This window comes from Vibrio sp. 10N.261.51.F12 (assembly GCF_041471725.1).
Lineage (GTDB): Bacteria > Pseudomonadota > Gammaproteobacteria > Enterobacterales > Vibrionaceae > Vibrio.
The window spans coordinates 116,171-128,427 of record NZ_JBFROV010000004.1 but is presented as its reverse complement, the minus strand read 5'-3'; the positions used below and the strand labels follow the sequence as shown (position 1 = coordinate 128,427).

Genomic DNA, 12,257 nt, shown 5'->3' with positions numbered 1-12,257 from the left:
CGAATGCTCTTGGTGTCATTAAAGGCACTCATCAAATAGGTCAGGTTTATGGTTTCGATTCAGGGTTTACCTACTGTCTACTCGCAGCAGCGGACGAATAAAGCCAAACGCAAACAATCGGTGTCTGGCACCTCGACATCTAAATCGGCGACTCAGACGAATCAGTCTACACAAGTGACGAAAGTCGCCCAAGCGGTGGCGAATTCGGTCAATAACGTATCGACAGCCGACATAGACCGAGCCAATATTCAATATGATCTACCTGAGGGACGCTCTAAGAAAGCCCTTGAATCCTATATGAATGTGATGAATCGAGCTAAGAGAGAGGAACTTGAACAACTCTTTGGTGTCGATATGTACGTATGATAATAAGAACGATTCACTTTTATTTAGGACTTATAGACTCAGCCATGATGAAATCGATAAAAATGTGGGGGGCGCTGTGCCTTTCCTTTCTCCTTACTGCCTGTGGCAGTCTGCCCGATCAACTCGCTACTACGAATGAAAATGTGGTGGCGCAATATCAACCCGTCGTTGACGCAAGTGATGGTATTGAGGTACGCCTCGGCGGTGTGATTGATACTGTGACCAATCTTGCGTCACGTACTCGCATTGAAATCGTCAACTTACCCATTGATAAGTATGGCAAGCCAGACATCGATCAAGAACCCAATGGCCGTTTCATCGCGTATGTCGACGGGTTCGTTGATCCTGTCACCTATTCACGCGGTCGACTTATCACTGTGGGCGGCAAAAAGGCCGGCGTCGAGCGCGGAAAAGTTGGTGAGTTTGAGGCTGATTTCCCCGTTATTAACGCGTATGGACAATACTTATGGCGAGTCGAAGAGCGTTTAATCATCAATCGTCATAACAGCTCATTCAATTCGTGTTGGGGGTATTACTGTGACGACTTTTACTACGGCCCGACACAAGGGCGCGTGGTTAAAGAGGTGAAATAACCTTGTCTTTATTTACCGAAAAATATATTGAGATAGGTGAGCAAAACATTGCCTATCTTGAATACTCATCCCAAAAGACGACCGCTAAGACGGTCGTTTTTATTCATGGTTGGATGGATAACGCTGCCAGCTTTCATAAACAGCTCTCCATCATAGAGCAATTGCAACCTAATTGGCGTGTTCTCGCGATAGATTTACCGGGCCATGGGCTTTCAACACACAAGAATGGTGATCATTTTTATAGCTTTCATGACTATATTGATGATTTACACCGCGTGTTGGTGAATCTTCAAGCGATCAATGCAATCTTGGTTGGACATTCACTTGGTGCATTGATCGCAAGTTGCTATAGTGCGGCCTTTCCTGACAACGTGGCAGGATTAGTTCAAATTGAGGCACACTTTCCAATCGCTGAATCGCCAGAGCAAAGCGTTACCCGTTTAAGAAAAGGGGTGGAAAGTCGCGAACGCTGGAGAAAAAAGAGCGCTCGAGCACTGCCGTCTTTCGATGATGCGATAACCATGCGAATGCAGGCGACAAAGCTCGATCTGACAAGCGTTCGACCGATTGTAGAAAGAGATGTTAAGCAGGTCGAAGGTAAGTGGTATTGGCGTCACGATAGCAAACTCAAGTGTGAATCGGTATACCGAATGTCGGAGCCTCACGCTGCCGCTATCATGCAGGCGATTGTCATGCCTCATTTGGTGATATTAGGGCGTTCTGGTTATCGTATGCTACAAAATGATGCCATGCTTGAAAAGCTTCATGCCGCTCAAATTGAATGGGTAGAGGGTGATCATCATTGCCATTTAGAATCTCCCGCTAGAGTATTTGAACTAATTTCTGAACTAGTTAACAAAAATTAAACAAGTGTTTGAGTCTTTCGTGCGTGAACGGGTTGCCTGTGCTGTAATAACAAGCAATACCAACAAGTAACGATTTTTCGGGCTGTAGAAGAAATTAACAAATTGTTAAACAAACGACCTGTTGATGACTTGTTATCTCGAATTTCAAACAAAAGACTTAATACGCAAGGAGTGTAATTGTGGATAAACCTTGGCTTTCTCGATACCCAAGTGACGTGCCTGAGGATATCAATCCGGATCAGTATCCTTCGTTAGTAGAGATGTTCGAGCAGTCGGTGCACAAGTTTGCCGATCAGCCGGCTTTCGTCAACATGGGTTCGGTGATGACGTTCCGTAAACTAGAGGAGCGCAGCCGTGCGTTTTCTGCTTATTTACAAAACGATCTCAAGCTAAAAAAGGGTGATCGTGTCGCGATTATGATGCCTAATCTGCTGCAATATCCTGTGGCATTGTTTGGTATATTGCGAGCCGGCCTTATCGCCGTTAACGTGAATCCACTTTATACTCCGCGCGAGCTAGAACATCAGCTCAACGATGCCGATGCCAAAGCCATCGTAATTGTTTCGAACTTCGCCAGTACCTTAGAAAAGGTGGTGGAGAATACACCGATCAAGCACGTTGTCTTAACGAGCCTTGGGCAAATGCTGCCACGAGCAAAAGGGACGGTTGTCGATTTTGTCGTGAAGTATGTCAAGGGTATGGTGCCAAAATACAACCTGCCGGGCGCAATTTCGTTTCGACAAGCGCTGCATAAAGGCCGCAGACAGCAGTACGTGAAACCATTTATGTCGGGTGATGATATTGCCTTTTTGCAATACACCGGGGGGACCACCGGGGTCGCAAAAGGCGCAATCTTGACCCACCGCAATATGATTGCGAACGTCCTGCAAGCCAAAGGCATGTATTCGCCAATACTAAAGGAAGGGCGAGAGTTCGTGGTGACGGCATTGCCGCTTTATCATGTGTTTGCACTGACGGTGAACTGCTTATTGTTTATCGAAATGGGTGGACAGAATCTGCTCATCACCAACCCGCGTGACATCCCTGGCTTCATTAAAGAATTGCAGAAGTACCCATTCACTGCGATCACTGGCGTCAACACCTTGTTCAATGCACTGATTCATAATGAAGATTTCCATGAGTTGGATTTCAGAGGATTAAGGCTTTCCGTTGGCGGTGGGATGGCGGTACAACGCGCCGTTGCAGAGCAATGGAAAAAAACGACAGGATGCTTACTGCTCGAAGGCTACGGCTTGACAGAGTGTTCGCCATTAGTTGCCGCTTATCCTTATGATCTAGAAGAATATAATGGTTCTATCGGCCTGCCTGTACCGGGGACAGAGATACGCATTGTTGATGATGAAGGTCAACCGGTAACGGATGATTCGCCTGGTGAGCTGCAAGTTCGTGGCCCACAAGTGATGCAAGGCTACTGGCAGCGCGTTGAAGCGACGAAAGAGGTCATCAACCAAGAGGGTTGGTTATCGACAGGTGATATTGTGAAGTTTGACGATGACGGGTTCCTGCATATTGTCGATCGCAAAAAAGACATGATCTTGGTCTCGGGCTTCAACGTTTACCCGAATGAAATTGAAGATGTTATTGCGCTCAACGATAAGGTGCTCGAGGTTGCGGCTATCGGTGAGGCGAATGAAGCCTCCGGTGAACTGGTTAAGGTGTATATCGTTAAAAGCGACAATAGCCTGACGAAAGAAGAAGTGATCGAGCACTGCCGTGTTCACCTCACTGGCTATAAGATACCTAAGCGTGTCGAATTCAGAGAAGATCTACCGAAGACGAACGTAGGCAAAATCTTGCGCCGAGTACTTCGAGAAGAGAACGACGCTAAACTGACACAAACGTCAGAAAAAACGGTTTAGCGTTAACCTTTTGTTACTATCAGTGTTAAAATGCCAGCCCTCAGTGCTGGCATTGTTTTTTAAGAGAGTCATCGTGGAATATCAGATAATTACAGAATTCGCCGAATTAGAGTCGGTATGTACTAAGGCTCGCGAATCCGACGTTGTGATGTTGGATACCGAGTTTGTTCGCATCCGAACGTATTACCCTAAACTGGGGCTAATTCAGCTTTATGACGGTAATCAACTGTCCTTGATTGATCCGCTAACCATCAGCGATTTCTCTCCATTCATTGCCTTGCTGCAAGATACGTCAGTTCTTAAGGTGCTGCATGCTTGTGGTGAAGATTTAGAAGTCTTTGCGAACAGCTTTGGTTGTATGCCTTTCCCAATGGTTGATACACAAATCATGGCGGCTTTCCTAGGCTACGGATTGTCGACTGGTTTTGCCGCTCTGGTGGATGAGTACATTGATGTGCAGCTGGATAAGAGTGAATCACGCGCCGACTGGGTAGCGCGTCCTTTGACTCAAAAGCAATTGGATTATGCCGCGGCAGACGTGTTTTATTTATGGCCATTGTATCAGCAGCTTAGTCAAAAAGTAGACGATAAAGGCTGGTGGGATGCGGCGCTGCAAGAGTCGGAATTGATGACCAAAAAGCGCGGTAAAACACCAAACGCAGAGCTGGCATATTTGGATATCAAAGGCGCGTGGCAGCTGAGTCCTAAGCAGTTAGCGGCGCTTAAACCATTGGCAACATGGCGACTCAAAGAAGCGATTAAACGCGATTTAGCGCTGAATTTTGTTGTGAAAGAACAAGATCTATGGACCATCGCTCGGTTTGGATTAACGCAACCGAAAAAGATGGAAGAAGAAGGGATGGATCCTCGTTCTATTCGTCGACATGCTGAGCGGATTGCTGGCATTGTGAAAAAGGCGCAGCACTGCTCAGAAGCTGACTACCCTGAGCAAATCGAACGCTTAATGGATTTCCCAGGCTACAAGCAAGTATTCAAAGTGCTAAAAGATGAAGTGAAAGCAGCATCGCAGCAGACAGGGCTTGCCACTGAATTCCTAGCATCAAAAAAACAACTGAATCAGTTTTTATCGTGGGTCTGGAAGAAAGACCGCGATCCAGCTGCATTGCCTGATGTTATGCAAGGCTGGAGATTGGACGTGTTAGGTAGACATTTAGACAAGCGAATGGACTAACAGACTCCTTTGCGTCGTCCGCCCAATAAAAAACCGAGTGTATGAAACACTCGGTTTTTTTGTGCACGTTATTGTTTGTTTCTAAAGATACGAGCAATAATTATCGTGAGTTATGAACTGACGACTCACGTGTTGAAGCCTTAGTTGTTGCTGTGTAATTCGCTGTTAAGCTCTACCGCTGTCTTGTTCGTTAGGCATTCAATCTGTCCAGTCACTGAATTGCGACGGAACAACAAGTCTGACTTTCCAGCAAGGTCGCGAGCTTTAGCAATCTCAACTTCTTGGCCTGTTGAATCTAACATGCGAACTTTAGATCCAGCCGTCACGTACAAACCTGATTCAACCGTACAGCGATCGCCAAGTGGGAAACCTAGCCCTGCATTCGCGCCAAGTAGTGAGTTCTCACCGATAGAAACAACCACAGTACCACCACCAGATAGTGTACCCATGATAGAAGCACCACCGCCGATATCAGAACCGTTGCCGACAACCACGCCAGCAGAAATGCGACCTTCTACCATGCTAACACCTGTTGTGCCGGCGTTGAAGTTGATGAAACCTTCGTGCATAACCGTGGTGCCTTCGCCCACATGAGCACCCAAACGCACACGAGAAGTATCGGCGATACGAATGCCCGTTGGTACAACGTAATCAACCATTTTAGGGAATTTATCAACGCAATCTACGGTTAGAGCTTGACCCGCAAGGCGAGCTTCGATTTGGCGGTCAGCAAGCTCAGGAAGGTCGATAGGACCTTGGTTTGTCCACGCAATATTGTGCAGTAGACCAAAGATACCATCAAGCACCGTACCGTGAGGTTGTACAAGGCGGTTTGAAATCAGTTGTAGCTTAAGGAAGCCTTCTGCCACAGATTGTGGTTTTTCATCGCTAGCAAGCACAACAAGAACAAGTGGCTGTGCTGATTGCGCCGCTTTTTCTGCAAAAGCCGCATTTTGCGCGTCATCAGCGTTAGCAAAAGCGGTGGCGAGTTGAGCGCTTTGTGCTGCGGTGATTTCGATAGCTTGGTTGCCTTGAGTGTACCCAGAGACCTCAGCAATTGCCGCTACTGCTGCATCACTAGGGTTAAGGCGCGGGTGAGGAAAAAATGCTTCAATGATTTTTCCGTCGCGGTTTTTAGTTGCAGTACCAAAGGCGAGTGAAAATGCTGCCATGACTATCGTTCTCCATTTTGAATTGTCCATAAACGGTAGCAAGTGGCGCAACCGCTTAGATTCTGTTGATGACATTCATCTTAAAGAGAGCGACCTGCAGATGAAAGGGGAAACACGGCAAAAGTCTGTAAAAAGATATTGGTTGTCTTTTTGGAGACACTTTTCGCCAAAAAGAAATGTGGCGAGTTAACTCGCGATATTAAGATCGAGGCCATAAGACTGGCAGGTATGGATTGTTGTGGATAGATGACAAAGATTAATTCTAATCCGTCTCAATTAAGTTGTTATCTTCGTGCAAACGAGGATCTTCTATAGAGTGTGATTCACTTTAAAGAGAACCTAAGTACCAATACTAGGTTTATAACGCTCTGATTAAGATTCCCTTTTTCAAGGGAATGACGGCTATTTTCATTTATGGTGATGAGCAATGTACCAAGCTCTGTTGCGTGTATACAGACCCGAATTTTCTGCTCATCATAGGCTAAAGGCTAAAGGCTAAAGGCTAAAGGCTAAAGGCTAAATGGAACACTTTATGGTAAAAAGACAAAGTGGGGTCCTATAAAGAAACCCCACTCTATCGCTGAGATAATTGTCTTACTTTGCGCGGGTCTGATCGATTGTGATATCAAATGAATTGATGGAAACCACCTCACCCAATAAATCACCCTGTTCACCTTTACCATTGTCATTATCACCAAAGCGAAGTATAAAGTTAGTGTTTAACTTTAATCCTTCAGTAAGTCCTTTCACTTTTGTATCAGGATAGGTAGCTTGAAAAGCATTATAGCTTGAATATTCTTCCTTCTCTTCGTCTTCTCGGTGAGTTCGCTGAACGACTTGTCCTTTACGTGGCCCCGAAACATATAACGCAAATGTTTCTGTCTCGTTCCAGCGATCAAGGTAAATGTTGATATAGGCGTCAGAAGCAGCCTTATTCGAAAATGTATCAGAAACTTCAACGTCTACATCTACCGATACCTGACTTAAAGTAGGCGCGTCGCCTTCTTTAGCTGGAAATTTGGTGGTTGAATAAACCCAAAGTGGATTGTCGGTGCTTGATTGAGGGTTACCAGTAAGTTCAATGTCTACAGTATTATTAGTATCATCGATTGAATCAAGAATAGTTCCTCCAACCAACTGTTCTGATACGACAACTGGCGATAGCTCTTTGACTGTAAAATCTTTAACTTTAAATTGTAGATCTGCTTCTGTATTGTCATCAGCTACGCGAACAATAAAGTTAGTTTTGAATCTCGTACCATCCATTCGCGCTGCTAATTTGTAGCTGCCATAGGTTTCAATAAACGTGGTTTTATCCATAGGCGCTGCACCATCATCAACTGTTACGTCGCCATTTGGATAATAAATAGCACGAACTAGAGTGCCTGCTTCATCCAATAGGTAGATGTTCATAAAAGTGCTAAAACTGTTATGTCCTTCGAGTTCATAGCTGAACTCAAACTGCTTCAAAGACTTCTGGCCATCTTCAAACTGCACCTCGGGATACAACCAAGGTTCTGCCAATCCTCTGTTATTCGCTACCGTACTGAATACACCAAAACCGTTTTGATCGAAAGACACTAGCTCAGCATTATCAACCTGTGACGGCTTTATTACTGGAGTGACTGGTGTCGGAATTATTTCAATTGGATCTCCAAAATCTGGAGGGGTAATAATGATTACTCCTGATTTTGGGTCGATCTTTAATTCCCCAAAGTCGTAGTGTTTTAAGGGTTCGAAGTCAATCGATGCAATAGTTGATGCGCCATTGTTAGCAGTAACTAAAACTTCAGCATCTCTCGTTATGTAACGATAAGCATGAGTGTCGTAAACCACTTCCTTATAATCATCTTCGTAAGCTGAGCCGGTTGCCCCAAAGTTCTTTGGTTCCTCACGAGATTCAGTAATCGTTGAATGATAGAAATCGATGTCTTCGCGGTCAGTTACTGTGAAAGTAACGTAGGAAAAGTTCTTGTTCTCTACTTTTATTTCCACATACATTTCATTTCCAGGAACGTCTTCTTCGCCTTCAACTAGATAGTAGGAATAAAACTGGTTGTATTCGCCATCGACATGTTGCGGAGTAATTTTGAACGTAGCATCACCAAAAACTTCGACGTCTTGCATTCCATCGAGAACAATATCGTTGATGTCATAATCTTTTGTTCCGTACGTATCAGTAACTGACAGTTTATAGCTACTGGTTCGAACATAATGAACGTTGCCGTCAATGTCTTGTATCGCACATACATTGCTTTCGAATTCAGGCGTTTTGACCGTTTTACTCTTTGGTAACTGCACGTCTTTTAGGCACGTATTAGATAATGCGTTCATTTCTGAAATATTAGCTAGTGTCGCATTAACACTAACAGTGCGACCTTGCAGTGCTGGCGATTCTGAAGTCGAACTATCATCACATCCAACCAACACCAAACTTGCTAATACTAGTGAAGATAAAACTGTTTTTTTCATGTTACTCTCGCTTTCGACTTAACTGGTGCTAGTACCAATTAATGATAAAAAATTTTGACTATGAATTGTTCTTTCAACCAGAAATCTCTCTTGGTCAAGTGCGATGCAGTCTAATGCGTACTGGTACGCATTGCAAGACTTATTTGGTACCAGTACTTAAAATTGCTTGTGAGGCAGGAACTCTGTATGCTGGTCATTCCCTAGATACGAGTCGGTTGAAGATGATGGCGCGAATTACCGCGGAAGAAAAAAGACAAAAAAAGGAAAGAATGGACGAGTGCATTGTTAAGATTTTTCTTAATGAAGGTTGGTCATCTGTGACCTATGACCGCCTTGCCAAAGAGTTTAATGTCCGAAAAAGTAGTATCCAAGCGTATTACCCCAGCAGCATTATGTTTGCCACTGCCCTTCAAGGCGTGATTTTTCCTCTCTTTTTAGAGATGCTTGATTTTGAAACGAAGGACAAGTTTATTGACTCATGGGTATCGGCTTATGAAGATGAAAGTAATCACGTGTTTAGAGAAGTTGTTGAGATGCTCCTTCAAAATATCTTGAAGGATGGGACTAGTCCATATTCTCGCGGTGGCGTGCTCAGATTAAAGCAACATTTGGCTCAAACAATTGGCGAAGGAGAAGCGACCAGTGCCATCAAATCAGTGTTCGGTGAGTTAGTCTACCGAAAAATGTATGACTAACAGCTTTTCTTTGCCTGTCATTATCATCTACTAATTGACGAAAGTTTATGTGGGCACTACCTAGGCAGCATCATGATCAGGAAGCCATCGTCTAATCAACGTTAAAACGACAAAAATAATGACAGCCCAAAACGCGAATGAGTAACAAAATCTAGAGAGGAAAAAAAAGTAACTATCCGATTTACCACTGTATGACAGGAAATTAAACGGGTATCCAATGATTCTTTCGGCAGTAAAGAACGACTGAAATTGAAGAAGGAAAACAGCCGTACCCAAACTTATCTTGGCGATAATACGTTTGTGCTTTTGAGTAAAATTTAACATGGTGAAATAGACATCACATAATAGGTAGGTGTGTTTAGGGTAGATCCAATCAGTAGCTTTTATGAGAGAAAATTCACGTTCATTAAATCACACGATCGGATACGTGCCCATAAAGGACAAAACTGGCGACCATATCATCCAAATAAAAAACCAGCGTAAAGTGCGTTACTTTAAGCTGGTTAGTATGGTATTTATTTAAGCCGCGTCATCTTGAGCTTCAACTGCCTCAACCGCTTTTGGTTTTTTCGGCGTTGGTTTACGCTTTGCTCCGAGTGCGTAAAGCACTTCTTCTTTATGCTGAGCTAAGAACAAAGAGAGCTCTTCTTGCTTATCTTCCGTTTCAATGATTTTGCTTTCAGCGAGTAGCGTAAACAACTCATCGGCAGTATCTAGCATTTTATCATAAGCGTCAGCTTCAGCTTTAGAGGTAAAAGTCATCTTTTCTTCTCCGTTGCGTTCCACCACGTACTTGACGATTACAGCCATGGTTAATCCTCTAACAAGTTAAATTTTTATCGACAATACTGTCTGTTTATACATAGGTTGAAAGTGCTTGTCCAGTCAGTAGGGTAAAACTGAGAACTGATTGCCTAATTACTATTCTCTGTGGCTGGTTGTTGGTGTGAAGCCGTGCCACAGACAGGAACCATGGATTATTTTGTATTGTCCCACTGTTGGCAAAACGTGATGAACGATCGTAGTAATGGGCTTTGATATTTTTCTTTGTGGAACAGTAACCAAAAGCGTCGTTTCATATCCAAAGAGACGGGGAGCTCACAGATTCGTCCGTCTTGAATCGCCGTTTGTGCAGCGAGTTTTGAGATACACGCTAACCCTAAACCAGACGATACACAATTGAGAATGGCTTCGGTGGTATTGAGTTGAAATGCTTCATGCCATACCTCAATACGCGGTGCCACCGTTCTTAAGAAAAACTCACGAGTGCCTGACCCGGGTTCTCTCAGTATCCATTCGCTGTTTTCGAGCATAGAGAGGTCAATTACCCCAGCGTGAGTGAGTGGATGCGAAACGCTGGCTACGATACACATCTCATCTTCACTAAAGGGGGTGCTTTCTAATTCAGGATGCAGTGTCTTGCCTTCAATTAAGCCAATATCCAGTTCGTAGTCGACTAATTTCTGGCAGATCAGGGCGCTATTTGATATGAAAAGTTGCTGCGCTTTGTGTTGGAACGTTTGTCGATATTCGCTCAATAAATAGGGGGCGACTTGATTACCAATCGTGTCACTGGCGCCGATGCGCAGCTGACCACGAAAACTTTGTTCCTCAGAAAAAAGGGATTCAATATCCTTACTTCGGCTCAATAATTCATCAGCGAGGGGCAGCAATTTTTGCCCTTCTTGATTGATCACTAGCCGGTTGTTAACACGATCAAATAGCGCATGACCGATCTGTTTTTCCAGTTCACTCAAAGACATACTGACCGCTGCTTTTGATAAGAACAGGGTGTCAGAGGCGGCGGTTAAGGTCTGGTGCTGAGTAACCGCAACAAATACCTTGAGCTGTTTCAGTGAAATATTAGTATTCATGTTAAGTTTTTATGAACGGCTGTTGAAAACAAATAGATATACCTAAACGTAAACTAGATTTATCATGAGCGCAACTTAATAAAACGAGCAGGCATGGTTATGATTGCACTAGCAAAACGAACTCACCATCAAGTGAAAAATGCACCAACCCCAATGGCAGGGCTGGCGTTAGGGATCGCAAGCCTTGGATGGAGTTGGGAAAATGCGGGCGATTTTAATCACATGGCGCAATGGACGGGTGCGGCCATTGCCGGTCTACTGCTTGTGTTGTTGGCGTATAAGTTTCTTTTTCATAGTCACTTGCTAAGACAAGATCTTGCTCATCCGGTTGTGGGCAGTGTTGTACCAACGTTTGCGATGGGAACCATGGTCGTGTCCAACTCAGTTGGCCACTTCTACCCTGTACTGGGTGACAGTATCTGGTTAGGTGCGGTCGCATTGCATGTCGTGTTCCTAGTGAGCTTTATCTATCACCGTAGCCGAGACTTTAAACTGCATCATATGGTGCCAAGCTGGTTTGTACCCCCTATTGGTATTGTGGTCGCAGATGTTGCATTTTCGGGTACGCCAGCGTTAGCGCCAGTGGCGGATGCGGTGTTGTATTTTGGTATTGCTATCTACGCTGTTATGCTGCCTTGTATGGTTTATCGCTTAATTTTTGCCGGTGAAGTGCCTGACGCTGCCAAACCAACATTAGCAATATTGGCCGCGCCTGCGAGCTTGTCATTAGCAGGGTATCTAACCGTTGTCTCAAACCCATCGCCAGTCCTTGTCGCCTTGTTGTTTGGTATTGCTGTGTTGATGACGATGGTGATTTATCTCGCCTTTATTAAACTGATACGCCTACCATTTAGCCCGGGTTATGCGGCCTTTACTTTCCCGTTGGTGATTGGCGCTACCGCTTTGTTTAAATTGGCAGCATGGATGGTCAATGTAGGGGTGGCGCAGGATGCGGTCAATCAAGTGATGGTCTTAGCAAATATTGAATTGGTTATCGCAAGTATTGTTGTTAGCTACGTTGCGCTGCGTTATATGTTGGCTTATCGACCACAAACTCGACCACAAACGACAAAGGTTTGTGCTTAGGAACTTGAATACACACATACCATCATGCGTTGCCACGAAATTATGTGATAATCTTACACAA

The 12,257-nt window shown here is 44.4% G+C and carries 11 protein-coding genes; 7 read left to right on the top strand and 4 right to left on the bottom strand.

The features are described 5' to 3' along the window. The first annotated feature begins 48 nt into the window (after positions 1-48). The 5 genes from AB4405_RS02410 to rnd all read left to right on the top strand — a co-directional run bounded on the left by AB4405_RS02410 (position 49) and on the right by rnd (position 4,897). Complete coding sequence (locus tag AB4405_RS02410; protein ID WP_372059468.1) at positions 49-366, top strand: chromosome partitioning protein ParA; 318 nt, start codon at positions 49-51, stop codon at positions 364-366. A gap of 44 nt (positions 367-410) precedes the next feature. Further along, the gene (locus AB4405_RS02405) at positions 411-959 is read left to right on the top strand and encodes a Slp family lipoprotein (protein WP_102468776.1); all 549 of its coding nucleotides are present in this window, start codon (positions 411-413) and stop codon (positions 957-959) included. 2 nt (positions 960-961) lie between these two features. Beyond that, on the top strand, positions 962-1,825 hold the full coding sequence (locus tag AB4405_RS02400) for an alpha/beta fold hydrolase (protein ID WP_372059467.1): 864 nt from the start codon (positions 962-964) through the stop codon (positions 1,823-1,825). Positions 1,826-2,004: 179 nt separating this feature from the next. Then, positions 2,005-3,705, top strand: coding sequence for a long-chain-fatty-acid--CoA ligase FadD (gene fadD, locus AB4405_RS02395; protein WP_372059466.1), 1,701 nt, complete (start codon positions 2,005-2,007; stop codon positions 3,703-3,705). 73 nt (positions 3,706-3,778) lie between these two features. Then, complete coding sequence (gene rnd, locus AB4405_RS02390; protein WP_372059465.1) at positions 3,779-4,897, top strand: ribonuclease D; 1,119 nt, start codon at positions 3,779-3,781, stop codon at positions 4,895-4,897. Positions 4,898-5,037: 140 nt separating this feature from the next. Here the strand turns inward: rnd and dapD are convergent, their stop codons facing one another. Further along, positions 5,038-6,069 (bottom strand): 2,3,4,5-tetrahydropyridine-2,6-dicarboxylate N-succinyltransferase, encoded by a 1,032-nt coding sequence (dapD, locus tag AB4405_RS02385; RefSeq protein WP_372059464.1) that lies wholly within the window; start codon positions 6,067-6,069, stop codon positions 5,038-5,040. Between the two features lie 594 nt (positions 6,070-6,663). After that, positions 6,664-8,541, bottom strand: a complete 1,878-nt coding sequence (locus AB4405_RS02380; RefSeq protein ID WP_372059463.1) for a hypothetical protein — start codon at positions 8,539-8,541, stop codon at positions 6,664-6,666. 41 nt (positions 8,542-8,582) lie between these two features. On the opposite strand from AB4405_RS02380, the gene AB4405_RS02375 reads away from it, so the two are divergent. Continuing rightward, on the top strand, positions 8,583-9,236 hold the full coding sequence (locus AB4405_RS02375) for a TetR/AcrR family transcriptional regulator (protein ID WP_372059462.1): 654 nt from the start codon (positions 8,583-8,585) through the stop codon (positions 9,234-9,236). Positions 9,237-9,755: 519 nt separating this feature from the next. On the opposite strand, the gene AB4405_RS02370 is transcribed toward AB4405_RS02375, so the two are convergent. Together AB4405_RS02370 and AB4405_RS02365 are read right to left on the bottom strand one after the other, a co-directional pair. Next, positions 9,756-10,046, bottom strand: coding sequence for a YebG family protein (locus tag AB4405_RS02370; protein WP_102468770.1), 291 nt, complete (start codon positions 10,044-10,046; stop codon positions 9,756-9,758). Between the two features lie 167 nt (positions 10,047-10,213). Then, complete coding sequence (locus AB4405_RS02365; protein WP_372059460.1) at positions 10,214-11,110, bottom strand: LysR family transcriptional regulator; 897 nt, start codon at positions 11,108-11,110, stop codon at positions 10,214-10,216. A 99-nt stretch (positions 11,111-11,209) separates the two neighbouring features. Here AB4405_RS02365 and AB4405_RS02360 point away from each other — a divergent pair, with 99 nt between their 5' ends. Next, on the top strand, positions 11,210-12,196 hold the full coding sequence (locus tag AB4405_RS02360) for a TDT family transporter (RefSeq protein WP_372059499.1): 987 nt from the start codon (positions 11,210-11,212) through the stop codon (positions 12,194-12,196). Positions 12,197-12,257: the final 61 nt, after the last annotated feature.

Coding starts and splice junctions, on each gene's coding strand:
- AB4405_RS02410 (WP_372059468.1), top strand. CDS start 49: ATGGTTTCGATTCAGGGTTTACCTACTGTCTACTCGCAGCAGCGGACG.
- AB4405_RS02405 (WP_102468776.1), top strand. CDS start 411: ATGATGAAATCGATAAAAATGTGGGGGGCGCTGTGCCTTTCCTTTCTC.
- dapD (WP_372059464.1), bottom strand. CDS start 6,069: ATGGCAGCATTTTCACTCGCCTTTGGTACTGCAACTAAAAACCGCGAC.
- AB4405_RS02380 (WP_372059463.1), bottom strand. CDS start 8,541: ATGAAAAAAACAGTTTTATCTTCACTAGTATTAGCAAGTTTGGTGTTG.
- AB4405_RS02375 (WP_372059462.1), top strand. CDS start 8,583: ATGATAAAAAATTTTGACTATGAATTGTTCTTTCAACCAGAAATCTCT.
- AB4405_RS02370 (WP_102468770.1), bottom strand. CDS start 10,046: ATGGCTGTAATCGTCAAGTACGTGGTGGAACGCAACGGAGAAGAAAAG.
- AB4405_RS02365 (WP_372059460.1), bottom strand. CDS start 11,110: ATGAATACTAATATTTCACTGAAACAGCTCAAGGTATTTGTTGCGGTT.
- AB4405_RS02360 (WP_372059499.1), top strand. CDS start 11,210: ATGATTGCACTAGCAAAACGAACTCACCATCAAGTGAAAAATGCACCA.